This window comes from Pelagimonas sp., assembly GCF_050633425.1.
Taxonomy (GTDB): domain Bacteria; phylum Pseudomonadota; class Alphaproteobacteria; order Rhodobacterales; family Rhodobacteraceae; genus Pelagimonas.
In genome coordinates this window covers 300,341-326,467 of the sequence record NZ_JBOEGM010000016.1, presented here as the reverse complement: position 1 = coordinate 326,467, position 26,127 = coordinate 300,341, and the positions used below count along the sequence as shown (strand labels likewise).

The window sequence follows — 26,127 nt, the reverse complement described above, 5'->3', positions numbered from 1 at the left end:
CGATCCTTTCAAATCAATCCGCAACCCTTCGACATTTTCGAGGACCCTTGGTCCTGTGACGTCGAACATGCGTGATAAAAAGGGAAACTCGTAATGGATTTTCTCAACGCCCTTGTGGCGCTTACGAACTTTGTCCTCATCCCGGCGATGACTTATGGCAGCCAGCTTGCGCTTGGCGCGCTTGGGGTCACCATGGTTTATGGGATTTTACGCTTCTCTAACTTCGCCCATGGCGACACGATGGCCTTTGGCACCATGGCGGTGATTTTGTTCACGTGGTTGTTCCAATCCATGGGGATATCCCTACATCCACTGCCAACTGCCTTGCTGGCCATCCCGTTTGGCATCGCGGTCACGGCGCTTTTGATGCTTGGAACCGACCGTGTCGTATATCGGTTTTATCGCGCCCAAAAGGCCAAGCCTGTTATTGTGGTCATGGTCTCGCTTGGGGTTATGTTCATCTATAACGGGTTGACCCGTTTCATTCTGGGGGCTGAAGAACAACGGTTTATGGATGGTGAACGTTTCATCATTCGCGCCCGAGAGTTCAAGGAAATGACCGGTCTACGGGAAGGTCTGGCGTTCAAAACGACCCAGGGTCTCACGATCCTGACCGCCGTCATCGTCGTGATTGCCCTGTTCTGGTTCCTCAACAAAACTCGCACTGGTAAATCCATGCGCGCGTTTTCGGACAACGAAGATCTGGCGTTGTTGTCGGGCATCAACCCGGAACGTGTGGTCATGGTGACATGGATCATCGTTGCGGCTTTGGTAACCATCGCCGGGACACTCTATGGCCTCGACAAAAGCTACAAGCCTTTCACCTATTTCCAACTCTTGTTGCCGATCTTTGCAGCCGCCATCGTTGGTGGGTTGGGAAGCCCGATTGGCGCCATTGCCGGGGGATTTGTCATCGCTTTTTCCGAAGTCGCGGTGACCTATGCGTGGAAAAAGGTTTTGGTCTATTTGCTGCCCGAAAGCCTTGAACCCTCAAGTCTCGTGCAACTGCTTGCCACGGAATACAAATTTGCCGTTAGCTTCATGATCCTGGTGATTGTGCTGCTCATCAAACCCACAGGTATCTTCAAGGGGAAATCGGTATGAGCCAGTCCATCAGAACACTGCTTTTGTTCGGCCTCGTTGCTGTCATGATTATCGGGACCGGCATCTTGCAAGGCCCCAACCTTGCTCTTGTGATCCTTAATATGGGCCTTGTCAGTGCCATCATGGCACTTGGGGTCAACTTGCAATGGGGCATCGCTGGCCTGTTCAACGTTGGGATCATGGGCTTCGTTGCTCTTGGCGGATTGGCCGTTGTCCTAACGTCTATGCCCTCAATTCCCGAGGCCTGGGAAGCCGGCGGAATCCGAGCTTGGTTCGCAATCATCCTAGCGGGATGTACCGTCGCCGGCTCCGCGCTGATGTACAAACGGACCCGCAAAGGCTGGCTTGTTGGTTTGATCCTGCTGATTGGCTTTGTGGTCTATCGCTGGGTGCGTGACCCGGCCGTATCAGCCATCGAATCTGTTGATCCCGCCGCGACTGGTTATCTGGGTGGTATGGATTTGCCCGTCATTATCGCTTGGCCCGTTGGTGGTCTCTTGGCGGCGGGGGCGGCTTGGGTGATCGGCAAAACGGCTCTGGGTCTACGATCTGATTACCTCGCGATTGCCACTTTGGGTATTTCCGAAATCGTCATCGCCATCATCAAAAACGAAGACTGGCTGTCGCGCGGTGTGAAAAACGTTAACGGCCTGCCCCGTCCCGTTCCAAATGAGATCGATCTGCAAAACGATCCCGGCTTTGTCGAATCTGCAGCGGGCTATGGGTTGGACCCAACAATTGCCTCGACCCTTTATGTTAAGATTGGCTATTCGCTGCTCTTCACTGTGGTCTTGGTCATTTTACTGGTTCTGTCCCAACTTGCCCTCAAATCGCCTTGGGGACGGATGATGCGCGCCATTCGCGACAACGAAGTGTCGGCCCGCGCCATGGGCAAAGACGTCACGTTCCGCCATCTTCAGGTCTTCATCCTTGGCTCTGCGATTTGCGGTATTGCGGGCGCTATGATGACAACACTGGATGGGTTGTTTGCGCCAACCGCTTACCAGCCCTTGCGGTACACCTTCTTAATCTGGGTGATGGTCATTGTCGGCGGATCAGGCAATAACCTTGGGGCGGTGCTTGGCGGGTTCATCATTTGGTTCTTGTGGGTCCAAGTTGAAACTCTTGGCCCTGGCATCATGACGTTCCTGACCTCGGGCTTGGCCGAAGGATCGGAACTCAAGGCCCATCTCATGTCCAGCGTCGCGCATATGCGTTTGCTGACCATGGGTGTCATTCTGCTCTTGGTTCTCAGGTTTAGCCCACGCGGTTTGTTGCCTGAAAAATAACTTTGGAGCCAACACAACAAAGAAGGCCCGTGCAAAACTGCGCGGGCCTTTTTGGTTTGATTTCAGAAATGGGCGGCCAATGGGCCGAGTGTCGGCTAAAGACATTCATCACCCAAGCGCGGTTGGGTCAAATATGACAGCGGTTCGTTTTGTTGTTCTTACGACAGCGAGGTGACCCACAAAATGGTCGCATCCTCATCAGACACTGACACCACATTATGCCCCATCGTGGCATCGTAATATGCGCTATCGCCGCGGCGCATTTCAATCGGCTCGTAGAATTCCGTGTACAGCCGCACCACCCCTGTCAGCACATACAAAAACTCTTCGCCGTCATGGCGTACCCAACCGTCGAATTCATCCATCGACCGTGATCGCACCCGCGCCCGGTAAGGCAACATTTTCTTACGGGTGAGCGTTTCCGCCAGCAGTTCATGTTCGTAGGTCGCGGTGGCGTGGCCCTGCCCTTCGCCCAGACGATTGACCGCCATTCGGCCATTCACCTTTTCCTGCTGCGGCTGCGTGAACAGCTGCGGCACCGAAATCTCCAGACCCACGGCCAGTTTCTTGAGCGCCTCATAGGTTGGCGACATTTGACCGTTCTCGATTTTGGACAAGGTCGAGCGCGCCAGCCCCGCTTGTTTCGCGGCCTGTTCAAGCGTCCAGTTTCGTTCCTTGCGCAAATCGCGCACTCTCAGGCCTAGGTCGAGCGGTTCGGCAACGGCGTCCTCGCCGCTTTCACGGGCGATGCGGATTAGGCTATGCGGGTCTTTAGATGTCATTCCCTTGCTATAGGCCTTGGCCTGCGACCTTTCAAGCAATCCTCCCAATCTGGCCCTCGTGCCTCTTGAAACAAAATCGCCAGATGCTTAGGCCAGACCCATGGACCTTTCTATCTTTGACAAAGGTGCCTTCGCACCCTGCCCCGCCCCTTTCAATCTGGCTCAACATGTGTTGGCAGCTGGTGCCAAAACACCTGACAAAATCGCATTGTCCATTGTTTCACTGACCCAGGCTGAGACCTGGACCTATGCCCAACTGACAGCGGCTATTCTCGGCACCGCCACCGGGCTTTTGCAATCGGGGCTACATCCGGGAGACATCTTGCTGATGCGACTAGGCAATTCGGTGGATTTCCCTATTGCCTATTTGGGCGCGATTGCCGCGGGCATCGTCCCGGTCCCTACATCGTCTCAGCTTACCGATATTGAAGTCGCCAAAATCCTCGGTCAACTTTCGCCGGCTGCGATCTTGTTGGGCGACGGCATTGCCTGTCCCAAGACTGAAATTCCAACATACAGATCAGATATTTACGAGGCTTGGCACAGTCTTGCGCCCGCCGATTTTGACCAGGGCGATCCCGACCGGCTCGCCTATATCATCTTTACATCGGGCACATCCGGCACCCCGCGCGCCGTTGGCCATGCACATCGGGCGATCTGGGCGCGTCAGATGATGATGGACGGCTGGTACGCTTTACGGTCTGACGATGTTTTGCTTCATGCCGGGGCGTTCAATTGGACTTATACCTTGGGCACCGGCTTGATGGACCCATGGACCAAGGGCGCCACCGCGCTAATCCCCGCCGCCGGGACCGATCCCGCCCAAATGCCTTTGTTGTTGCACCAAAACAAAGTCAGCATTTTCGCAGCGGCCCCCGGTGTTTACCGTCAGGTCCTGAAATTCCCAATCCCGGATCTTCCTGATCTGCGCCATGGATTGGCAGCCGGTGAAAAGCTATCCTCTGCGATCCGAGACCATTGGCGCGACGCCGCCAAGACCGAGATTTTTGAGGCCTACGGTATGTCCGAATGTTCCACCTTTATTTCATCGGCCCCAGATCGCCCGCTTGTCCCCGGTACTTTGGGCCGACCGCAGACTGGACGGCACATCGCCATTACCGACGAAACCGGTCAGCCCGTCCCCTTTGATCAAGAAGGTATCATTGCCGTGCACAAAGCTGATCCGGGCTTGATGTTGGGCTATATCGGGGCCGAACAAGCCACCCGAGACAAATTCGCCGCGGATTGGTTTTTGACCGGTGATCGCGCCAGCATGTCGCCGGATGGCGATATCACCTATTTGGGACGGGCGGATGATATGATGAATGCAGGCGGCTACCGCGTGTCACCGCTTGAAGTTGAGGCCGCGTTGAATGATCTACCGGGGGTCATTGAGCTTGCCGTCACAGACATTGCCGTCAAGAACGATGTCCGCCTGATTGCCGCTTTTTATACGTCCAAGGACCAGCTAGACGAAAAGACACTTGCAAGCGTCGCCGCCAGCCGTCTGGCGCGTTACAAATGCCCGCGCAGCTTTATCCGCATTGAGGCTATGCCCAAAAACCCAAATGGAAAACTGCTGCGCAGCCAACTCAAAGACATGGCTCAGGGTTAGGCCCCTCGCCAATCCGCTTCTGGGTTGTTACACGGGGACAAAGAGGACACGATATGATCCAACTAGATATTTTCTCCGATCCGATTTGCCCCTGGTGCTATATCGGCAAGGCAAATTTGGACAAAGCCTTGGCCGAACATCACGACCACCCGTTTAACATCCGGTGGCTCCCTTTTATGCTTAACCCGGCGATGCCCGCCGAAGGTATGGACAGGCGCGCTTATCTGGAAGGTAAATTTGGTGGCCAAGATGGGGCCGTCCAAGCCTATTTGCCGGTGCATGAACAAGCCGAACAAGCTGGTTTAACCATCCATTTGGACAAGATTACGCGCACGCCAAATACGGTTGATGCGCATCGCCTGATCCATTGGTCGGCGATCGAGGGCACGCAAACCGCTGTGGTGTCGTCGTTGTTCCAAGCCTATTTCACCGATGGTCGTGACATCTCCGACCACGAGGTGTTGGCTGATATTGCAGATGCCTGCGCCATGGATGCCAGCGTGGTGTTACGTTTGTTGAAAACGGATGAAGACAAGCGCGAAATCGTCGAACGTGACGCCGCCGCCCGTGGCATGGGCATCAATTCGGTTCCGACGTTTATTGTTGCTGGCAAACATGCGGTTCCTGGCGCGCAGCCCCCCGAGTTGTGGAAGCAAGTTATTGCCGAACTTAGACAAGGCGCGGAGCAAGATGTATGACCAAGTATCGCGGCTATACACTCGCGGGGTTGCTTTTGTTCGTTATTATTATGGGCACAATCTTTTTCCGCTGGGTTGAAGGCTGGTCTTGGATCGACTCTTATTTCTTTACGGTTGTGACCCTCTCAACGGTCGGCTACGGGCAACTTGTGCCCGCAACGGCCATCGGGAAAATCGGAACCACCATTTTCATCATAACCGGGCTTGGTATTTTTGCCGCCGCAATTCAACAATTTGCTCATTTTGCGATCAGGAAACGAGAGCATATCGTAGAGGGATTTGACCACAGTTATTCAGTCGAGGAAGACGCCGCCAACGACGACAAGGCGCCGTCCCAAGACTTAGGCAAGAAAGGCTAAACCCAAAAAATTGGGTGGTTCAGGTGATGGGCTAAACGTGCTTATCCGCCATTTTAAGATTTCGCGTCGTTTCTAGACGTCACGCCCAGCCGGGACAAAAGTGCAGGATTGCACGCTTAGCCTGTGTTCAAGCCATTTAAGACCTGATACCGGTAGCATTTGTTTGAGAGGTAAAATGCGCTCGCATCCCCACAAAGTCGAAATCATCGCGATGATTGCTATGTTGTCAGCAACCATTGCGTTTTCGATCGACGCCATGTTGCCAGCGTTGCCGGAAATCGGCCAGTTAATGACCCCCGACGACGTCAATCGTGCGCAGTTTGTCGTCACCAGCTTTGTTTTTGGTATGGGGGTCGGCACGCTCTTTACAGGGCCGCTTTCAGATCGGTTTGGCCGCAGACCAATCGTTTTGGCAGGCACACTCATTTATGTCGTCGGGGCGCTATGGGGGGCTTGGTCGAAAACTCTTGAACATCTCCTGCTTGCGCGCTTGATCCAAGGCATCGGGTCCGCAGGCCCCCGCATCGTTGCAATGGCCATCTTACGCGATCTGTATTCTGGCCGCGAAATGGCCCGGACGATTTCCTTTGTGATGATTATGTTCACATTGGTCCCCGCAATAGCCCCTTTGTTAGGGGCGGTTTTAATCGCGTGGAATGGCTGGGAAGCGGTGTTCTGGTCGTTCGCTGGTTTTGCCATATTGGCGTGTATTTGGTTCGGTCTGCGTATGCCTGAAACTTTGGCCATCTCTGACAGGCGCCCGTTCACATGGGAAGCGATTTGGGCCGCCAGTGTTGAGATGTACAAAAACCCTGTTGTCCGATGGTCGGTTATCGCTCAAGGGTTTTGTTTTGCGATTTTGTTTTCAATGGTGTCCATGGTTCAGCCAATTTACGACGACGTCTTTGATCGCGCTGACAGTTTTCCATATTGGTTTGGAGCGATCGCGGTCATTGCCGGCGCTTCCAGTTTTGTAAATGCGGCTTTGGTCATGCGTTTAGGGATGCGTAAGCTCATTACCTCGATTTTGCGGGCTCAGTTGGTGTTTAGCGTCCTAATTCTGGCCGCATATTTTTCCAATCTCTCCCTTGATATAAACTTCTATTTCTTTGTTGCTTGGCAAGCCACGGTCTTCTTCCAAGTTGGGCTAACTCTCGGAAACCTAAACGCAATTGCGATGGAGCCGATGGGGCATGTCGCCGGTCTGACGGCGTCAATTATGGGGGCTTTGGCAACTGTGATTGCAGTCATTTTGGTGGCCCCGATTAGTTTGAGCTTTAACCATACTATTTTGCCGCTGGTCATTGGCATCCTGCTGTATTCAGCTCTGGCCCTCGTCACAATGATGGCAATGGCAAGAGCTGAACTCCGTAACGGTATCTAATCACTGGTCATGCTGTTTCGGCTCCGTCGTTCAGATCCTCTTGCGTCAACGTAAAGGCCGCCATATCGGCCGATAGTTTCTTGGACGCCATGGTCATCCTGCGGCTCATAGCGCCAAGTTTGTTGCCCATTTCGACGGTTTTCTGCGTTTCACCGTCGGCTGATTTGACCATATCATGCAGACTATTCAATGCTTCAGCTTGTTGATGATTTTTCTTGGAAATCGACGTGGTCAAATCATCCATCCGTGCGATCTGAGCTTCAATTTCCTCCAAATGTTGACCGGCTGCGTTAACAAGCTCAGCACCAGCGCTCACTTGATCGCTACTGTCGCTGATCAAACGTTTGATGCCGCTGGCCGCTTCGGATGTGCTCTGCGCCAGCTGGCGAACTTCGGAGGCGACCACAGCAAAACCCTTGCCAGATTCACCAGCCCGCGCGGCTTCAACGCCTGCGTTCAGAGCGAGCAGGTTTGTTTGGAACGACACATCGTCAATCAAGTCGACAATCTGCGAAATCTCGCGCGAGGAGGCTTCGATTCCACGCATTGCTTCGATGGCATTTTGGGTCACCTCTCCGCCCTGCATGGCACTTGATCGGACCTCGCCTGCGCTTTGGGCCGCGTGGCTCGCTTGTTGGGCGGTGTCACCAAGTGCAGACTTGAGCGTGTTCGCGGTCTCTGTCATCTCAGTAAGAGATTTGGCCTGAGTGTCTGTCTGTTTCGACATGGTGGTCATCGCTTTGGCCAGCTGCTGGGCATCAAGCGCTAATTCATCGGCGACAACGTCCGCTCGAGAAAACGCCTCTCTCAGAGTATCAACCGCGATGTTAAAATCCTCGCGCAGAACATCGTATTCTTCGGGAAATTCATTCTGAATGCGGCAGGTCAAATCACGGCCAGCCAACTGGGTAAGCGTCTGGCGGAAAGCCGCAATCACGACGCTGGCTTGTTTGTGCGCATCTTCTGCTTCTTGTCGTGAATCTGCTGCAAATCGGGTTTCCGTTTCCAGTTCCTTACTTTTGCTTTCAATCTTCATCTGGGCCGTTTCGCGCTGTGCGATGGTCACGGCGAGGATCGACGCTTCGATAAACACCACGCCGCAATGAAAACCGGTGCGCAATAAATCGTCGGCCAGGCCTGCAGGTGCGAACAGAAAACTCGGGGCGACGACCGTAAGAATGATCTGATGTGCCATTGTTAGACCGCAGGCCCATACCAAAACCGGTATCCGCCCCATTGTCGAGACAATTGCCAAGAGTGCAAAATACAAAACATGGGTATCGCTTTGCCACGCGTGCCCTTGAAACAAGGCTGTGACCAGCATGGATTGCCCTAAGACACAGGCCGTTTTCACGTAATCCGCACCTGACGTCAGATATTTTCCAGACAGGACCGCCATCCCTGCCAGGGATATGGCTCCGATGGATGCAACGGTTAGGGACGCGCCTGCGAAAAACGCAGAGAAAATTGTGATTGGAACCAGCAACATGCTGGCAACCAGAGACAAATCCCACCCATTGAATCGTTTTAATACGTGTAAAAGGACCGGCATCAATCCGCTCTCCAAATTCGAAAATAGTGCATTTCAGTGACTTCGCCCCGCCCAGATCCACCCCGGAACCCAACCATGCGTCCTAAAGCGAGCAGTCAAAGTATCGCTATCGCACTTCTGTTGCGTAGGGCTTAACAAGTGGCGCTATCTAACTCCAATTGAACGCATTCTCCCTGCGTCAAATTCGGTATACAATTGCATACGATCTTTTCTGATTAACCATTTTGATGTATGAAGTCGGAAAACGCACCGCCAGCCAAGAGGGCCAGGATGACCAAAATCAAGGTAGAAAACCCCATCGTCGAAATGGATGGGGATGAAATGACACGCATCATGTGGCAGTTCATCAAAGACAAACTGATACTTCCTTATCTGGACATTGACCTGCTGTATTATGATCTGGGCATAGAAGAGCGCGACCGCACCGAAGATCAAATCACCATTGATGCCGCTGAAAAAACCAAAGAAATTGGTGTTGCAGTCAAATGTGCGACCATCACACCGGACGAACAGCGGGTCGAGGAATTTGGCCTGAAAAAGATGTGGCGAAGCCCGAACGGCACGATCCGCAATATCCTTGGCGGCGTTGTCTTTCGGCAGCCGATTATCTGTAAAAACGTACCGCGCCTTGTGCCGGGCTGGACGCAACCGATTGTTGTCGGCCGCCATGCTTTTGGTGATCAATACAAAGCAACCGATTTCCGCTTTCCGGGAAAAGGTAAAATCACCATGAAGTTTGAAGGTGACGACGGCACCGTCATTGAAAAGGAAATCTATGACGCCCCGGGCGCTGGCGTGACCATGGGGATGTACAACCTTGACGAGTCGATCCGTGACTTTGCCCGCGCATCGTTGAACTACGGCCTCAACCTAGGCTGGCCGGTGTATCTTTCCACCAAAAACACCATCCTCAAAGCCTATGACGGCCGTTTCAAAGACCTGTTCCAAGAAATCTTTGAAAATGAATTCGAAGAGAAATTCAACGCTGCAGGCATTGAATACCAGCACCGCTTGATTGACGACATGGTTGCCTGTGCGTTGAAGTGGAACGGTGGCTTTGTTTGGGCCTGTAAAAACTATGACGGTGATGTTCAGTCGGACACGGTCGCACAGGGATTTGGCTCATTGGGGATGATGGCCTCGCAATTGATGACACCTGATGGCAAAATCGTCGAAGCCGAGGCGGCGCATGGAACGGTGACGCGCCACTATCGCCAACACCAGGCCGGCGAAGCAACCTCGACCAATTCGATTGCCTCGATTTATGCCTGGACTGGCGCGCTCAAACACCGTGCCAAGCTTGACGAAAACGAAGCTTTGAAGGGCTTTGCCGAGACGCTTGAAAAAGTGATCGTTGATACGGTCGAATCCGGCCATATGACCAAAGACCTCGCGCTTTTGGTTGGCCCGGATCAGGGCTGGTTGACCACCATGGGGTTCTTGGAAAAGATTGACGAGAACCTCAACAAAGCTTTGGCCGGGTGAGGTTAACGTAAACCAAACGCCGGGGACTTGGCAAAGCCCCCGGTACGCCGAATTGCGAACGCCGCTATCCTTGGTGCCCAAATCGCTCTGGAAGCTGGGTACGGTACGGAAGTTTCAGCGCGCGCGTTTTGACAAGATTGTAACGCTCAATCCGCGCGGGTTTCACCGACAGGGTTGCATAGGCTTTGCTTTCTGCCTTGTCCCAGGGCAGCACGGGCTTGTCTGCAAACATGTCCAAAAATTTGATGGCGTCTTCATCCGCCGCCTGCCACCCTGCCCCAGGCAACCCACGCCCTTCGGAATTTCCAACGTTCATGCGCACCGCAGTTCCATCGGCCAATGCATCGCTATTGGCGTATTTTAAATGTGCCAGGTAGAAACCGCGCGGCATCTTGAATGGAAAGGTTTCGAGCCGCCGCGCCGCGACACGCACACCGTGCAACGAGAAATCAATCGCGCGCCGTGACGCCACCGCCTTGGAATAGTGACCGCTAAATCCGATCTGCCTGCGTTGGGCAAAGGCGGTGCCGTCTCTCATCTCGGGATCGCCCGGCATCTCCACAAGATCAAACCCCAAAGCCGTCAGCACAGGGGCATCCGCGTTTGCACCCACTGCGTCCGGCAGAGTGTCATATAAGTCTGGGTCGAAACAAATCAGCTCATCCGCATCGGTCCGAATAACCCAGTCATACACTGCATCAAGGCCACTATGGATGCCGTTCAACAAGGTCGCTCGGGTTTTATCGAAATCGTCAAACCCGTCGCGTGGGATCGTCATGACACTTGCACCGGGACATATCGCGCCAATTTGCGGATCGTCGCCGTGTGCAACGACAAACAGGTTCTCGGCCCCCAATTGCTTTGCATGGTGCGTATACCAGCGCGACAGCGCCCAATAGTCCCGGTAAACCATCGTCAAAGCAGCAATTTTCATGCAGGTCCCTCGTTTTAAAAGACGTTACCCCGTGGTTTGACGATATTGAAGCCTGAAGACATGGCAATTCGGGATCGTCATCAAACACATCACAAAAAAAAGGCCCCCCCTGGGGACCCTTTTAGTTTCGCCGATAGGGCTCCTATATTCACCGCCCTTGAGTTTTTGCCTGCGGCCCTATCTGCGTTCAGGGCCAGCGCACTGGCCCCCGAAAGGCGCGAGGGGCAGATCATTGATCCGCCCCTCGTCTTGATGTCTTAGCTGCAGCCTGATGTTGATCCGCAGGTGTTGCACTTCATACACGTGCCGTTGCGCACCAATGTGTAGTTGCCGCAATCTCCGCAGGCCTCGCCCTCATAGCCTTGCATCTTGGCCCGGCTGACCGCATTCATTGCTGGCATGGACGTTTCCATAACCGCCGCCTCTGGCGCGACGGAACCGGATGTTTCGGGCACCAATGTGTTCAGCGCTTGCACCGGATCGGTGCCGGTTTGACCAAAGGCCATACCACCCGCTTGCCCGCCTTGCAGCACGACCAACTCTTGGGGAAGACGTTTGCGAAGATACCCTGTTGAGCTGATCTGCTTCAACACTGCCAGCGATTTATCCGCAGCGGTTGCAGACAATTCTTTAACGTTGGCAACACCTTCTTCTTGGCCGCGACCCAGATCGTCAAAGGATGCTCCTTCGGGTTTCACATGCGCCAGATCGGTCCGATCAAGGTAAGAAACCGCCAATTCGCGGAAAATATAATCAAGGATCGACGTGGCATTTTTGATGCTGTCATTGCCCTGAACCATGCCGGCGGGCTCAAACTTGGTGAAGGTAAAGGCGTCAACAAATTCCTCAAGCGGCACGCCGTATTGAAGACCAACCGACACCGCGATGGCAAAGTTGTTCATCATGGCGCGAAAGCCTGCTCCCTCTTTGTGCATATCGATGAAAATCTCGCCAAGCGCACCATCCGAGTATTCGCCAGTGCGCAAATAGACCTTGTGCCCGCCAACAACCGCTTTTTGAGTATAGCCTTTACGGCGCTCAGGCATTTTGGTGCGCTCAGACTTGATGATCTCTTTGACCACAATCTTTTCGACGATCTTTTCTGCTAAAACCTGCGCCTTTTCAGCCGGGTTGCCCGTTTCAAGAATGTCGGCGGCATCATCGTCATCTTCAACCAGCGCGGCTGCCAAAGGCTGCGATAGTTTCGAGCCGTCACGATACAGCGCGTTGGCTTTGACACCCATCTTCCAGCTACGCTCATAGGCAGCTTGGCAATCTTCGATGGTGGCGTCGTTGGCCATATTGATGGTCTTGGAAATCGCACCCGAAATGAACGACTGCGCCGCCGCCATCATGTCAATATGCGCATTCACCGACAGATACCGCGTGCCGGTTTTGCCGCATGGGTTGGCGCAATCGAATACAGAATAGTCTTGGGCGCGCAGATGCGGTGCCCCTTCAAGCGTCATGGTGCCACAAACATGGTCATTGGCCGCGTCAATATCGGTTTTGGAATAGCCGAGGTGGCGCAGCAAATCAAAGGTCGGGTCGTTCAGCTTGGCCGTTGGAATGCCAAGCACATCGACGCAGAAATCTTCGCCCAGCGTCCATTGGTTGAACACAAACCGGATGTCAAAAGCCGTCGCCAGCGCGGTTTCGACCTTCTCAATCTGAGCAGGACCAAACCCATGCCCAATCAGCGATGTGTGGTTGATCACTGGCGCATTGCCGAGCGTCTGATGCCCCACCGCATAGCTGATGATCTCTTCGATCTGAGCCGAAGAATACCCGAGCGTATCAAGCGCCGCAGGCACCGAGCGGTTGATGATTTTGAAGTAACCGCCACCGGCCAGTTTCTTGAATTTCACCAGCGCAAAGTCAGGTTCAATACCCGTGGTGTCACAATCCATCACCAGGCCAATGGTGCCGGTTGGGGCAATGACCGAGGTTTGGGCGTTGCGATAACCGTGCTGCTCACCAAGGCGCAGCGCTTCGTCCCAGCAGCTCATCGCCAGCTCAACCAGCGTGCCATCAGGACAGCCGGCATGATCCAGAGGCACTGGTTTGATGTCCAAACCGTCATATCCAGACGTCGCGCCATAAGCGGCATTCCGGTGGTTACGGATCACCCGCAGCATGTGCTCTTTGTTGCGCTTATAACCCGAGAACGGACCCAGCTCTCCGGCGATTTCAGCCGAGGTCGCATAAGACACACCGGTCATGATCGCGGTCAATGCACCGCCAAGGGCACGCCCTTCGACCGAGTCATACCCAAGACCAAGGTTCATCAGCAGACCGCCGATATTGGCGTAGCCAAGACCCAAGGTGCGGAAGTCATAGGATAGCTGCGCGATCTCCTTGGACGGGAATTGCGCCATGGTCACGCTGATTTCAAGCGTCAGGGTCCACAGGCGCGTGGCATGCATATAGCTCTCGGCGTCAAAGTGATCGCCTTTGAGGAAGGTCAAAAGGTTCATCGACGCCAGGTTACAGGCTGTGTCATCGAGGAACATATATTCGGAACACGGGTTCGAGCCGCGAATTTCGCCATCTTCGGGGCATGTATGCCAAGCGTTTACTGTGTCGTGGAACTGGATGCCGGGATCGGCACAGGCCCAGGCCGCGTGGCCAACATTTTCCCACAGATCACGCGCTTTGATGGTTTTGGCGACACTGCCATCGGTGCGCCGGATCAGCTCCCAATCTTTGTCTTCCTTGACGGCCTTCAAAAAGGCATCGGTGACGCGGATTGAGTTGTTGGAGTTCTGGCCCGACACGCTTGCATAGGCTTCACTGTCCCAATCGGTGTCATAGGTTGGGAATTCAATGCTCGCATAGCCCTGCTTGGCGTAATCCAGAACCCGTTTGACATAGGTTTCGGGGATCATCGTCTTCTTGGCTTCGCGAATGGCCTCTTTCAGGCCACTGTTTTCTTTTGGGTTATAGGCGGCTTCGACGGCACCATCCCATTTTTTGATCGCGTCAAAGATACCGTTCAGCATCTTCTCATGCATTTTGGACCCGGCCACGATCGACGCAACCTTTTGCTCTTCCTTGACCTTCCAGTTGATGAACTCTTCGATATCAGGGTGATCGGCGTCACAGATTACCATTTTCGCAGCGCGACGCGTTGTGCCGCCTGATTTGATCGCACCGGCCGCCCGATCCCCGATTTTCAAGAAGCCCATCAGGCCCGAAGACTTGCCGCCGCCCGACAGGTTTTCACCTTCGGCGCGCAAGCTGGAAAAGTTGGTGCCCGTCCCCGAGCCGTATTTGAACAAACGCGCTTCACGCACCCAGAGATCCATGATGCCGCCCTCTTTGACTAGATCGTCTGAGACGGACTGGATAAAGCAAGCATGCGGTTGTGGGTGCTCGTAGGCGCTGTCCGACGCGGTGAGCTTGCCTGTCTTGTAGTCGACATAGAAATGGCCCTGACCGGGTCCATCGATGCCATAGGCCCAATGCAGGCCGGTGTTGAACCACTGCGGGCTGTTTGGAGCGGCCATCTGCGTTGCCAGCATAAAGCGCATCTCATCGAAATAGGCGCGGGCATCGTCTTCGGTGCTGAAATAACCACCTTTCCAGCCCCAATAGGCCCAGGCACCTGCCAGGCGGTCAAACACTTGCTTGGCCGAGTTTTCGCCCGTCTTTTCCGTGCCGTCCTCGGCCGGAACAGACCGCCATAGGAATTCAGGTACACCGTCTTCTGGAACACGTTTCAAAGCGACTGGAACGCCAGCCTTGCGAAAATACTTCTGCGCAATCACATCGCCAGCAACTTGGCTCCACTTGCCCGGAATTTCGAGATTGTCATTCGAGAAGACAACTGTTCCATCGGGATTGCGGATTTCAGAGCTTGTGGTGACAAACTCGACACCTTCGTAAGCATCCTGACCGGCTTTTGTGAATTTACGCTCGATTTTCATCTGTGCTGCCCCTGTCTCTGATTTTGGCCTTTGGAGTCGGCTCTGGCTGGTCCCGTTACAATTGCCTCCTGTTACGGAACACATCGGGCAAAGAGCGACTATCCTGCGCGAGTGAAGCGCAGCCACCGGAAAACCGGCGATCCTAACAGTGATAAGCGTTCTATCCCTTGTGCGGTCTTGGCTACTATATCTAGTGTGCTTCCCGACCGGCCTGCACAAACTGCTGTTATCTGGCCATTGGGTCAACGGCTTTTTTTACAGTTTCTACATATATTTTGTGTTGACGAAACTTGCCCCCACAAGGGGCTGTGGTCCTCCCCCGATTCACCCACAGAACGTTAACGCGAGGGCATCCCGGTAACACTTGGGAAAATCCAATGCTCGGGCCAAGTTATCCACAGATGTTGACAAATCACCTGAAGATAACCGGCAAAATCCGTTAATCTTTCTTAAGTTAACCAAGATGTGGCGATTGGGGCACAAACAAGGGTGAACCCCCTCGAATCAACTCCGCGACGTACACCACATATGGGTCTCCCGCCGAGGGATGCGCCCGCAGGCGACTACATCTAGCGATTTAGTGAAAGTGGTCGGGGTGGCGAGATTCGAACTCACGACCCCCTGTACCCAAAACAGGTGCGCTACCAGACTGCGCCACACCCCGACCGTGAGGCGGTGTTTAGCGAGAGTTTTTCCGGATGGAAACCCCCAATTTCAAACAATTTCAAAAATTATTCACATGGCCAAATTGGGGTCGAAATTGCGGGGTGTTTGAGCTGTGCTCCTGGCTCAATCCCGAGTTGAGCCGACAAGCCGCCATTGATTTCCAATACATACTGAATGAGCCCGCCACCGGGCAATGGCGTCAGATCACCAGGCACCGCATTGGCCTGAATGCTGGTGACAACTCCCTGTTCGTCAGCATAGAGAATGTCCAATGGGATAAGGGTATTCTTCATCCAAAACGCCACCTCTTGAGGGTAGTCGTAGACAAACAGCATACCCTTGCTGCTGGGCATATAGGCGACATGCATCAAGCCTTGTGCCCGATCAGACCTCGTTGCGGCGACTTCCACGGCAAAGCGCGCCTGCCCAAAGGGCCCACGCAACCACACCGTCTCATGCGGGCAATTCCCGGCAACGTTGTCAGCTGCTGCGCTCTGCACATCACCCTGGGTCGACACGTTGACCTCGTCGGGCGTCTCGATCGTGTCACCTTTGGCCACGTCCGGGATAGGGTTTAATGTAAAAGGAGGCGCAATTCCTGGCGCTGGCTCAACGAGCGGCGCCGAGGTGATCTTTGGAGGAGCAACACTTTTGGTGTGGTCTCCTCCAGATCCTTCTTCCAAAGCAGTTTTGTCTGCCATAACCTGACTGCCAAGCAGCAAAGCCATAAGAGAGGTCGTTGTGACTGTACCAATTAAGGCCGGTCCAAACCGCCCCCCTACTCGCGTACCAAAGCTGCTTCCCATGCGTTCACTTCCATCGCCATGCGTCCGCGCTTGCCGTCGACCACGCGAATTGCCAATGCCTCTCCGGGCTGCAAATCCGCAAGGCCTGACCGACGCAGGACCTCGATATGAATGAAAACATCATCGGGTTTTCCAAACACATTTGCAAACCCAAAGCCTTTGGCCTTGTCAAACCACTTCACACGGGCTGGCTCGAGTGAAGCCTGCGCCATGATCTCTGGGTCCAAATGTTCAAAATCCGCCAAAGGCGCGTTATCCGCGACCTCGGGTGGATCAATTCGCAACACTTCTGTTGCTTGCACGCCGCGATCGGTCTCTTGAACGTCGATCTCGATTTGCGCCCCATCGGCCACTGAGCTTTGCCCAAAGTTGCGAAGGACATTTGCGTGAAGCAAAATGTCTGGTCCGCCCTCATCAGCAACTACAAAACCAAATCCCTTTACGGGATCAAACCACTTAACCTTGCCAAGTAACCGTGTCACTTCATTGTCGTTCTGTTTCAAACTCACCTTCCAGTGATGTACTGACGTATCCCCGCCGACTGTCTTGGTACAAAAAACAGTCGGATTTCAAGGTCTACAATTTGCTCTATTTTGTGTCAGGGGCACAGACAAACTTGGTCATTTTGACCCAACCTATCCGTTTGAACCAGAACATATCCCGTTTTAGGGATGCAATCGCGAGATTCCCCAATCACTGGTACAATCTGGCCGTGTCCAGCGAAAGCGATCGTGCAATCTGAACGCGCCATCGGCCCAAAATTCGATTTCTACGGGCCGAATCCTATAACCGCCCCAAAACGGCGGACGTGGCGGGTTTGGGCCCTTACTTGCTGTTATTTTTGCCACATCTGCCATCAAAGATGCCCGCGATCCCAAGGGTTGGGATTGATGCGAGGCCCAAGCCCCGAGTCGGCTTTTGAGGGATCGTGAGGCATAATATTCATCGGCCTGCGGACCATCTTCACGTTCAACAAGGCCACGCACCCGAATCTGGCGACGCAGAGATTTCCAATGCATCACAAAACTCGCCTTGCCCTGCCCGTCCAATTCGACCGCCTTGGCGCTTCCGTAATTGGTGTAAAAGACAAAGGCGTCCGCTTCGATATCCTTGAGCAAAACCATCCGTGTATTCGGGAGCCCATCCGCATCAACCGTGGACAAAGCAATGGCATTGGGATCGTTGATTTCAGATGTCACCGCCTCATCCAGCCAGCTTTGCGCCAAAACAAACGGGTCATCCCCTGCGAAAATACCGGTTCTATCTGACATATCAGCCTCCCTTTTCGAGAAAGATGTCCCTCAGCTCTACCAAATGTGCAACCCGTAATAGCTGTGGCCTTGATGCGCTCGTGTCGATCACCTAAAGACCAAGGCTACACAAGGACAGGGTTGGAGTTCCAAAATGTCGAATGGTTTGATGGCCGGTAAACGCGGTCTCATCATGGGTCTTGCCAATGACAAGTCGATCGCTTGGGGGATCGCCAAGGCCTGCGCCGATGCCGGTGCTGAGCTGGCGTTTTCATACCAAGGCGATGCGCTCAAAAAACGCGTTGGCCCCTTGGCCGCACAATTGGGCAGCGACATTGTTCTGCCGTGCGACGTTGGCGACGAAGCCTCGATGGATAATTTGTTTGAGGTTCTCAAGGAAAAATGGGGCGAGCTTGATTTTGTCGTGCACGCCATTGGCTTTTCCGACAAGGGTGAATTGCGGGGGCGCTATGTCGACACCACGCGTGGCAACTTCACCATGACCATGGATATTTCGGTCTACAGCTTTACGGCGATCATGCAGCGCGCCGAAAAGATGATGAAACCGGGGGGCAGCGCCCTGACACTTACCTATTATGGTGCCGAGCAAGTTATGCCGCACTATAATGTCATGGGTGTCGCCAAGGCCGCACTAGAAGCGTCGGTGAAATATCTTGCCGAAGATCTTGGCAAAGACGGTATTCGCGTCAATGCGATTTCTGCCGGGCCGATCAAAACACTGGCCGCGTCGGGCATCGGTGATTTCCGCTATATTATGAAGTGGAACGAATACAACTCGCCCTTGCGCCGCAATGTGACAACTGATGACGTTGGCAAATCCGCGCTGTATCTGCTCTCCGATCTGGGTAGCGGTGTGACTGGCGAAAACCTCCATGTTGACGCAGGCTATCACGTGGTTGGCATGAAGGCCGTCGACGCACCGGACATCACCAAAAGCTAGTGCGCCGGGTTTGGAAAATCTCTTTAATGCTCGCGCTCGCCGCGGGCATTTTGTTTGCCGGTTACAAAAGCCGGCTTATGATTCCCGCCCCCATTGCAGAGCAACTCGGGCTGCGTGGGGATATTTCGGCCATCCGCGCCAAGCAACGTCCGCGTCTTGTGGCGCAATTGGCGCAACAGGAGATTGAATTCGCGGCACCGGTTTTCATTCGCCTTTTCAAGGAAGACGCTGAGCTGGAGCTTTGGGTGCAAAAAGGCCCGCGTTTTGAACTGTTCAAAACCTATCCTATTTGCAACTTCTCAGGTGCGCTTGGCCCCAAATTGCAGGAGGGGGATGGCCAATCCCCCGAAGGGATTTACCACGTCACGCGGGAGGCCCTTAATCCGAACTCACGCTTTCATTTGTCTTTCAACCTGGGGTTTCCCAACGCCTTTGACCGCGCGCATGACCGCACCGGCAGCTTTCTTATGGTGCATGGCAATTGCGTTTCGGTGGGCTGCTACGCGATGACAGATCCTCTGATTGAGGAAATCTATGTTCTGGTCGACGCGGCTCTTAGCGCCGGGCAGGCCTGGGTGCCCGTCCATGCCTTCCCCTTTCGGATGAATGACGCCCGGCTCACCAAAGCCACGGGGTCGCCTTGGTTTGAGTTTTGGCAACAGCTTGCCACCGTCCACAACGCCTTCGAAACCAGCCATCAGATCCCCGACGTTATCCAATCAAACGGCCGGTACGAGTTGAAATGACTTGCCCGCACCGGCGTTTTGCGCTGTTTTCGATTTGCTGGGCCCCCGATACTGGCCTAAAACACGCTGTATAGGCCCGCAAAGGTCCCAAAAGGTCCGCAAAGGCCCGCAAAGGAATGACATCCCATGGACTGGACCCACCTCCTCGCGTTCAACCTGACACTTCTTGCCGCGCTCGCGGCCCCCGGCCCTGCGCTGCTTTTTGCGTTGCGCCAGGCGATCAGCGGCGGGATTTGGGTTGGCATGGCCACCGGTGCGGGCCTCGCGGTGATGGCCGCCTGTTGGACCGCCGCCGCGCTTCTCGGGCTTGAGGCGGTGTTTATCCTCTTCCCATGGGCCTTTGCCGTGATCAAAACCGTCGGTGCCTTGTATCTGATTTGGGTTGCCTACGGGCTTTGGCGCGATGCAGCCAAACCGCTGCCCTCCAGCGCCTCACCGGGCAAAAAGGCCTTTTTGGGTGGGCTTTTGGTCAATTTGGCCAATCCTAAATCGGTGCTCTTTGCGGCCTCGGTTTTGGTGGTCATCTTTCCGGCAGGTCTCAGCCTGACTGACAAAGCTCTGATCGTCGGCAATCACCTTGCGGTGGAGCTCATCGCCTATGGCTGTTTCGCAGCTTTGCTGAGCACTGCGCCGGCCCGTGCGGGATATTTGCGTCTGAAACCGATCCTTGATCGTGCCGCCGGGGCCATTCTTGGTCTCTTGGGGCTCAAACTTTTGGTAGGTCGCTAACGCATGGCGCTGACTGTCTTTTTGTCCATCTCGCTGATCCATCTTTTGGCCGCGATCAGCCCCGGCCCGACCTTTGTGCTATGTCTGCGCACCGCCGCCTCAGAAGGCTTTGCGACCGCTGCCATGCTTAGCCTCGGCTTTGGGATCGGGGCAATGTTATGGGCTGCGGGCGCGATGGCTGGATTGGCGCTGTTGTTCGAATTGGTCCCGACCCTGTTCTTTGCCCTCAAAATACTCGGCGGCCTTTTCCTGATCTATGTTGCGGTTTTGATGTGGCGCAGCGCATCAGATTCGATGCCGCAAATGACCGACAAGGCACCGCGCAGCCGGATGTCTGCAATGCGCATGGGTTTTTTGGCCTTCGCCACCAACCCCAAACCCGCTGTTTTCTTTGGCGCCGTCTTTGTCGGGCTGTTGCCCACCGATGCCTCTGTTTTGTCTCGCGTGGTTCTTGTAGCGGTTATTGGGCTCAATGAGACCCTATGGTATCTGACCGTTGCACGCGTTTTTTCCCTTCCAACCCCACGCGCCATTTATGCCCGCGTCAAAGCCTGGACCGACCGGGCTTTTGGCGCCTTGATTGCCCTGTTTGGGCTAAAAATAGCCCTGACCTAAGGAGACCCCGATGACCGATCGTTTGCCACATGAAAAAGGATTCCATGTCAGCTGGGATCAGCTACACCGCGATGCGCGGGCGCTGGCTTGGCGTTTGCAGGATCTCAGCCCAGACGGCAAAGGCTGGAAAGCCATCGTTGCGATCACCCGTGGTGGCATGGCCCCCGCAATGATCATCGCGCGCGAATTGGACATTCGCATGGTTGATACAATCAGCGTCAAAAGCTATCAGCACCAAAGCCAATCCGAACCGCAGGTTATCAAAGCGCCCAATGCCGAATTGGTTGGCGATGGCACCGGAGTTCTGGTCATCGACGATCTGGTCGACACCGGCAAAACGCTTGAGGTTGTTCGGGACCACATGCCCAACGCCCATGTCGCCACCATCTATGCAAAACCGATGGGCAAGCCGATGGTGAATTCCTATATCACCGAAGTCAGCCAAGACACCTGGATCTTTTTCCCGTGGGATATGGCGCTGCAATACGTCAAACCCTACACTGGCCTAGATGATTAAGTGATCCTAGAGGATTGGCGGAGATTCCCATATGACAAGCTGGACGCAGGCCACCTTTGCGCCCCCCATTCCGGCTGCGCGCAAGTGGTTGGAGGGCGTCGAGTTTTCTGCGGATCGTCCGCTTATCGACCTGAGCCAAGCTGTTCCCGCAGATCCTCCGCCGCCCGTTTTGCAAGACGTGATGGCGCAGGCCCTCACCTCACCTGAGACGCATCTATATGGCCCTGTGTTGGGCCTGCCCAATCTGCGCCAAACCTTGGCACAGTGCTGGTCGCGGTTTTATGCGGCCAAGGTCGAGGCCGACCAAATCGCCATCACTGCGGGCTGCAATCAGGCCTTTGCCGCCTGTGTTGCGGCGTTATGCAGTGTCGGTGATAACGTTGTTTTGCCGGTGCCATGGTACTTTAATCATAAGATGTGCATGGATATGGCGGGTGTAGAGGCCCGTCCGCTCTCGGTCGGTGGTGATCTGCTGCCTGATGTAAATGCCGCCCGTCAGCTGATCACCGCCAAGACTAAGGCGATCTTGTTGATCTCCCCCAATAATCCCACCGGTGTTGAGTACCCGCCGGCCTTGCTGCGCGCCTTTTTCGAATTGGCACGCGCGCATGGGATCAAGCTTATCATTGATGAAACATACCGCGATTTTCACAGTGAACATGACCCGTTGCATGATCTTGTTCAGACGCCGGAGTGGGACCAAACCCTGATCCAGCTCTATAGCTTTTCCAAAAGTTTCCGCATGACCGGCCATCGCACCGGAGCCATTATTGCAAATGCGGCCTTCCTGTCCGAAGTCGAAAAATACCTCGACACAATCACGATTTGCGCACCGACGCTTGGCCAGGTCGCAGCAGAATGGGGATTGCGCAATTTGGCCCCCTGGCTTGCACAACAGCGCGCCGAGCTTTTGGACAGACGCGCGGCCATTCATGAAAACTTCCCACGTCTCAGGGCACAGGGCTGGCAACTCCAAAGTGTCGGGGCCTATTTTGCCTGGGTCACTCATCCCTTCCACGGACGCGCCCAGGATTTGGCCCCCAAATTGGTCACGGATGCAGGCGTTTTGCTCCTACCGGCCTCGATGTTTATGCCAGAGGGCGATGCCTCAGCTGACCGCGCGTTTCGCGTCGCTTTCGCAAATGTGAACCGTTCTGGCATCGAGAATGTCACCAAGCGTCTCGCCAGCCTCGACTGGCCCCTTGCAGGGGCTTAAGCCGCGTCGTAGACAAGGCGACACACGCACGAACAGCAATCCTTCGGAGGACACTATGGCCGAGAAAAAAACCAGCATAGGCAAGATCTTTGTCTACGGCCTTATGGCGCTTCTGTTTGTTGGCTTAGGCGGCTTTGGGGCCACCAATTTTTCGGGCAATGTGACCAACATTGGCTCGGTTGGTGATGCCAAAATTGGTGTTCAGGAGTATTATCGCAGCCTGCGCAATCAAATTTCTGTAATCGAAGCCCAAAACGGCGCTCCGATGACGTTTCAACAGGCGCAAGATACCGGCGTCACCGATCAGGTTTTGGCGCAAATGGTCGTCAATGCCGCGCTTGAAGATGAAGCGACCAAAATGGGGATTTCTGTTGGCGACGAACGGCTTGCCGAAGAGATTCTCAATACAACGGCCTTTCACGGGGCCGATGGTCAATTCAGCCGTCAGGCCTATGAATACGCCTTGGAGAACGCGGGCTTGAATGAGCGTGAGTTCGAAGAAGGCCTGCGCGCCGACAGCGCCAGCACTATCTTGCAAGGCTCGGTTTTGGCCGGTGTAAAGCTCCCCGATACCTATGTGGATACACTGGTGAACTTCGCAGGTGAGCGCCGCGCCTTTACATGGGCGTCTTACGGTTCTGAAAACCTGACGACCGGTTTGCCCGTCCCAACGGATGACCAGCTCACCGCGTGGTATGAAGACAATATTGATCAATACACCCGGCCCGAAACCAAACAGATTACGTTTGTATGGCTCACCCCGGCGATGATCCTTGACACTGTTGAAGTCGACGAAGAAAGCCTGCGGGCCGCTTATGCCGAACGTGAGACCGAATTTAACATGCCAGAACGCCGATTGGTTGAACGTCTTGTCTATGGCGACGAAGCCGAAGCACAGGCCGCTGTTGACCGCGTCACAGCGGGCGAGGCAACTTTCGAAGACCTGGTTACTGAGCGTGATCTGACCCTGTCCGATACGGATATGGGCGATGTAACCAAACAGGATCTTGGCGATGCTTCGACTGTCGCTTTTGCCGCGTCTGTTGGCGATGTTGTCGGACCTGCCCCATCTGATCTTGGCCCGGCGTTGTTCCGTGTGAACGCGGTTCTTCCAGCCCAATCCACAAGCTTCGAAGAGGCCACGCCTGATCTGCGCGACGCCTTGGCGCTGGATCGCGCCCGCCGCGCGATTGCGCTGCAAGCCCAAGACTTTGACGATGAGCTCGCTGCCGGTGCCACTTTGGAAGAACTGGCTGAGGCCACAGATTTAGAGCTGGGTCAAATCGGTTGGACTGGCAACGATGGTGATGGCGAAATCGCAGCCTATGATGGCTTCCGCGAAGCCGCCGTGGCCGCGACTGCCGATGATTACCCCTCCATCACACAACTTGGGGATGGGGGTGTGTTCGCAATGCGCCTTGAAGAAATCTTGCCCCCGGCGCCGATCCCGTTTGAAGATGTCAAAGACAATGTCATTGCTGCCTATGACAACGCGGAACGGACCAAAGCCCTGGTGGAACAGGCCGAACTCAAAGCGACAGAACTCCGCGAAGGCAAAACCTTTGAAGCCTTGTCCTTGACGGCGCAAACCGAAGAGGGTCTGACCCGCAACGCCTATGGTGCCAATCTTGGGGCCGGTATTCTAAGCGCTGTGTTCGAAATGGACCCCGGTCAAGTGCGCGTTGTACCCGGCCCAGAAGGCGCGGTTATCTTGCGCCTTGATGACATCCTGACCGCCGATCCCGAGGATGAAAGCGCACAGATGCTGTCCAACCTGTTTGGGGATCAGGCTGCGTCTGACGTCTCCCAAGACCTGTTCCGCGCCCTGTCCGCAGACATCCAACAACGCGCAGGCATTAACATCGACCGCCAGGCGATCAACGCCGTTCACGCCAACTTCCAATAAGGTCCGATCAGGCCCATGTCAGAACTTACGCCTTCTTTCGACGATTTCGCCGCATCCTATAAGGCGGGTAAAAATCAGGTGGTATATACCCGTTTGGCCGCCGATCTTGATACGCCGGTGTCTTTGATGCTCAAATTGACCGGTGCTGCGCGTGATAGCTTCATGCTCGAATCGGTGACCGGCGGCGAAATTCGCGGTCGTTATTCGATCATCGGAATGAAGCCTGACTTGATTTGGCAATGCCATGGTTCCAAATCGCGCATCAACCGCGCTGCGCGATTTGATCCCGATAGCTTTGAAGCACAAAGTGGCGAACCACTGAGTGAACTGCGCAAGCTGCTGGCCGAAAGCAAAATTGATCTGCCCGAAGACCTGCCCCAAGCCGCCGCTGGCCTGTTTGGCTATCTGGGCTACGATATGATCCGGTTGGTTGAGCATCTGCCCAATATCAATTCTGATCCGCTTGGACTTCCCGATGCCTGCATGATGCGCCCCTCTGTTGTTGCCGTATTGGACGGGGCCAAGGGAGAAGTCACCGTCGTATCACCCGCTTGGGTGCAGGACGGCATGTCGGCGCGCGCCGCCTATGCCCAAGCCGCTGAGCGGGTGATGGATGCCGTGCGTGATCTTGAACGCGCCCTGCCCCAAGCCTCTCGTGATTTGGGTGAAGCCGCCGATCTGGGCGAGCCGGTGTCGAATTTCACCCATCAAGGCTACAAAGACGCTGTCATCAAAGCCAAGGAATACATTAAGGCTGGAGATATTTTTCAGGTCGTCCCGGCGCAACGCTGGACCCAAGATTTCCCGCTGCCGCCCTTTACGCTCTATCGTTCCTTGCGCCGCACCAACCCGTCTCCATTTATGTTCCATTTCAACTTTGGTGGGTTTCAGCTTATCGGAGCGTCGCCGGAAATTCTTGTTCGGGTCTTTGGCAACGAAGTCACAATTCGTCCGATTGCTGGCACGCGCCCACGCGGGGCGACGCCAGAACAGGACAAAGCCTATGAGCTGGATCTGTTGGCCGACAAGAAAGAGCTGGCAGAGCATTTGATGCTTCTGGATCTGGGCCGCAACGACGTTGGGCGTGTCGCCAAGATCGGCACAGTGCGCCCCACCGAAGAGTTCATCATCGAACGCTACAGCCACGTCATGCATATCGTTTCCAACGTGATTGGCGAATTGCACGAAGATCAGGATGCGCTGTCGGCCTTCTTTGCAGGCATGCCCGCAGGAACCGTTTCTGGTGCTCCAAAAGTCCGCGCGATGGAGATCATCGACGAGCTTGAGCCCGAAAAACGCGGAGTGTATGGCGGCGGTGTTGGCTATTTCAGCGCCGGGGGCGATATGGATATGTGCATCGCGTTGCGTACGGCCATCGTCAAGGATCAAAAGCTATATATCCAAGCCGGTGGCGGCGTTGTTTATGACAGCGATCCCGAAGCCGAATACCAAGAAACGGTGCATAAATCCAACGCCATTCGACGGGCGGCCGCAGACGCCGCGCGTTTTACCGGCAACGGAAATTCTTGATAAACCCGTAAACAATATAAACCCGTACACAATCCATGCCCATAACCAAAAAGG

At 54.7% G+C, this 26,127-nt stretch carries 22 protein-coding genes and 1 tRNA gene; 15 read left to right on the top strand and 8 right to left on the bottom strand.

Annotation, left to right across the window (positions count from 1 at the left end):
• Nucleotides 1-93 precede the first annotated feature (93 nt).
• Complete coding sequence (locus ACRBB0_RS14715; protein ID WP_431375195.1) at nucleotides 94-1,104, top strand: branched-chain amino acid ABC transporter permease; 1,011 nt, start codon at nucleotides 94-96, stop codon at nucleotides 1,102-1,104.
• On the top strand, nucleotides 1,101-2,393 hold the full coding sequence (locus tag ACRBB0_RS14710; protein ID WP_431375194.1) for a branched-chain amino acid ABC transporter permease: 1,293 nt from the start codon (nucleotides 1,101-1,103) through the stop codon (nucleotides 2,391-2,393). The genes ACRBB0_RS14715 and ACRBB0_RS14710 overlap by 4 nt, the downstream gene beginning before the upstream one ends.
• A gap of 158 nt (nucleotides 2,394-2,551) precedes the next feature.
• Here the strand turns inward: ACRBB0_RS14710 and ACRBB0_RS14705 are convergent, their stop codons facing one another.
• On the bottom strand, nucleotides 2,552-3,175 hold the full coding sequence (locus tag ACRBB0_RS14705; protein WP_431375193.1) for a helix-turn-helix domain-containing protein: 624 nt from the start codon (nucleotides 3,173-3,175) through the stop codon (nucleotides 2,552-2,554).
• 100 nt (nucleotides 3,176-3,275) lie between these two features.
• Between ACRBB0_RS14705 and ACRBB0_RS14700 the strand changes: the two genes are divergently transcribed.
• From ACRBB0_RS14700 to ACRBB0_RS14685, 4 genes are all read left to right on the top strand, one after another.
• Nucleotides 3,276-4,790, top strand: a complete 1,515-nt coding sequence (locus ACRBB0_RS14700) for a class I adenylate-forming enzyme family protein (RefSeq protein ID WP_431375192.1) — start codon at nucleotides 3,276-3,278, stop codon at nucleotides 4,788-4,790.
• A gap of 53 nt (nucleotides 4,791-4,843) precedes the next feature.
• Nucleotides 4,844-5,488, top strand: coding sequence for a DsbA family oxidoreductase (locus tag ACRBB0_RS14695; RefSeq protein ID WP_431375191.1), 645 nt, complete (start codon nucleotides 4,844-4,846; stop codon nucleotides 5,486-5,488).
• Nucleotides 5,485-5,847 (top strand): potassium channel family protein, encoded by a 363-nt coding sequence (locus ACRBB0_RS14690; protein ID WP_431375190.1) that lies wholly within the window; start codon nucleotides 5,485-5,487, stop codon nucleotides 5,845-5,847. The genes ACRBB0_RS14695 and ACRBB0_RS14690 overlap by 4 nt, the downstream gene beginning before the upstream one ends.
• A 175-nt stretch (nucleotides 5,848-6,022) precedes the next feature.
• Complete coding sequence (locus tag ACRBB0_RS14685) at nucleotides 6,023-7,231, top strand: multidrug effflux MFS transporter (protein ID WP_431375189.1); 1,209 nt, start codon at nucleotides 6,023-6,025, stop codon at nucleotides 7,229-7,231.
• Between the two features lie 7 nt (nucleotides 7,232-7,238).
• On the opposite strand, the gene ACRBB0_RS14680 is transcribed toward ACRBB0_RS14685, so the two are convergent.
• Nucleotides 7,239-8,720 (bottom strand): methyl-accepting chemotaxis protein, encoded by a 1,482-nt coding sequence (locus ACRBB0_RS14680; protein WP_431375188.1) that lies wholly within the window; start codon nucleotides 8,718-8,720, stop codon nucleotides 7,239-7,241.
• Nucleotides 8,721-9,053: 333 nt separating this feature from the next.
• On the opposite strand from ACRBB0_RS14680, the gene ACRBB0_RS14675 reads away from it, so the two are divergent.
• Complete coding sequence (locus ACRBB0_RS14675; protein WP_431375187.1) at nucleotides 9,054-10,268, top strand: NADP-dependent isocitrate dehydrogenase; 1,215 nt, start codon at nucleotides 9,054-9,056, stop codon at nucleotides 10,266-10,268.
• 64 nt (nucleotides 10,269-10,332) lie between these two features.
• On the opposite strand, the gene ACRBB0_RS14670 is transcribed toward ACRBB0_RS14675, so the two are convergent.
• The 6 genes from ACRBB0_RS14670 to pdxH all read right to left on the bottom strand — a co-directional run bounded on the left by ACRBB0_RS14670 (nucleotide 10,333) and on the right by pdxH (nucleotide 17,874).
• Complete coding sequence (locus ACRBB0_RS14670; protein WP_431375186.1) at nucleotides 10,333-11,202, bottom strand: glycosyltransferase family 2 protein; 870 nt, start codon at nucleotides 11,200-11,202, stop codon at nucleotides 10,333-10,335.
• A 257-nt stretch (nucleotides 11,203-11,459) separates the two neighbouring features.
• Nucleotides 11,460-15,131 (bottom strand): vitamin B12-dependent ribonucleotide reductase, encoded by a 3,672-nt coding sequence (locus ACRBB0_RS14665; protein ID WP_431375185.1) that lies wholly within the window; start codon nucleotides 15,129-15,131, stop codon nucleotides 11,460-11,462.
• A gap of 587 nt (nucleotides 15,132-15,718) precedes the next feature.
• A tRNA-Pro gene (locus ACRBB0_RS14660) sits at nucleotides 15,719-15,795 on the bottom strand.
• Between the two features lie 67 nt (nucleotides 15,796-15,862).
• Nucleotides 15,863-16,498 (bottom strand): DUF192 domain-containing protein, encoded by a 636-nt coding sequence (locus tag ACRBB0_RS14655; RefSeq protein ID WP_431375184.1) that lies wholly within the window; start codon nucleotides 16,496-16,498, stop codon nucleotides 15,863-15,865.
• Between the two features lie 77 nt (nucleotides 16,499-16,575).
• Nucleotides 16,576-17,106: a cold-shock protein gene (locus ACRBB0_RS14650; protein ID WP_431375183.1), complete on the bottom strand. Its 531-nt coding sequence runs from the start codon at nucleotides 17,104-17,106 to the stop codon at nucleotides 16,576-16,578.
• Between the two features lie 162 nt (nucleotides 17,107-17,268).
• Complete coding sequence (pdxH, locus tag ACRBB0_RS14645; RefSeq protein ID WP_431375182.1) at nucleotides 17,269-17,874, bottom strand: pyridoxamine 5'-phosphate oxidase; 606 nt, start codon at nucleotides 17,872-17,874, stop codon at nucleotides 17,269-17,271.
• 133 nt (nucleotides 17,875-18,007) lie between these two features.
• On the opposite strand from pdxH, the gene fabI reads away from it, so the two are divergent.
• The 8 genes from fabI to trpE all read left to right on the top strand — a co-directional run bounded on the left by fabI (nucleotide 18,008) and on the right by trpE (nucleotide 26,073).
• A complete protein-coding gene (gene fabI / locus ACRBB0_RS14640) occupies nucleotides 18,008-18,814 on the top strand; it encodes an enoyl-ACP reductase FabI (RefSeq protein ID WP_431375181.1) in 807 nt (268 codons plus the stop codon).
• 26 nt (nucleotides 18,815-18,840) lie between these two features.
• Nucleotides 18,841-19,560: a hypothetical protein gene (locus ACRBB0_RS14635; protein ID WP_431375180.1), complete on the top strand. Its 720-nt coding sequence runs from the start codon at nucleotides 18,841-18,843 to the stop codon at nucleotides 19,558-19,560.
• A gap of 126 nt (nucleotides 19,561-19,686) precedes the next feature.
• A complete protein-coding gene (locus ACRBB0_RS14630) occupies nucleotides 19,687-20,289 on the top strand; it encodes a LysE family translocator (RefSeq protein WP_431375179.1) in 603 nt (200 codons plus the stop codon).
• 3 nt (nucleotides 20,290-20,292) lie between these two features.
• Nucleotides 20,293-20,904: a LysE family translocator gene (locus ACRBB0_RS14625; protein ID WP_431375178.1), complete on the top strand. Its 612-nt coding sequence runs from the start codon at nucleotides 20,293-20,295 to the stop codon at nucleotides 20,902-20,904.
• A 10-nt stretch (nucleotides 20,905-20,914) separates the two neighbouring features.
• Complete coding sequence (gpt, locus tag ACRBB0_RS14620) at nucleotides 20,915-21,421, top strand: xanthine phosphoribosyltransferase (protein ID WP_431375177.1); 507 nt, start codon at nucleotides 20,915-20,917, stop codon at nucleotides 21,419-21,421.
• A 31-nt stretch (nucleotides 21,422-21,452) separates the two neighbouring features.
• Nucleotides 21,453-22,637, top strand: coding sequence for an aminotransferase (locus tag ACRBB0_RS14615; RefSeq protein ID WP_431375176.1), 1,185 nt, complete (start codon nucleotides 21,453-21,455; stop codon nucleotides 22,635-22,637).
• Between the two features lie 55 nt (nucleotides 22,638-22,692).
• Complete coding sequence (locus tag ACRBB0_RS14610; RefSeq protein WP_431375175.1) at nucleotides 22,693-24,543, top strand: peptidyl-prolyl cis-trans isomerase; 1,851 nt, start codon at nucleotides 22,693-22,695, stop codon at nucleotides 24,541-24,543.
• Nucleotides 24,544-24,558: 15 nt separating this feature from the next.
• Complete coding sequence (gene trpE, locus ACRBB0_RS14605) at nucleotides 24,559-26,073, top strand: anthranilate synthase component I (RefSeq protein ID WP_431375174.1); 1,515 nt, start codon at nucleotides 24,559-24,561, stop codon at nucleotides 26,071-26,073.
• The last annotated feature ends 54 nt before the right edge of the window (nucleotides 26,074-26,127 follow it).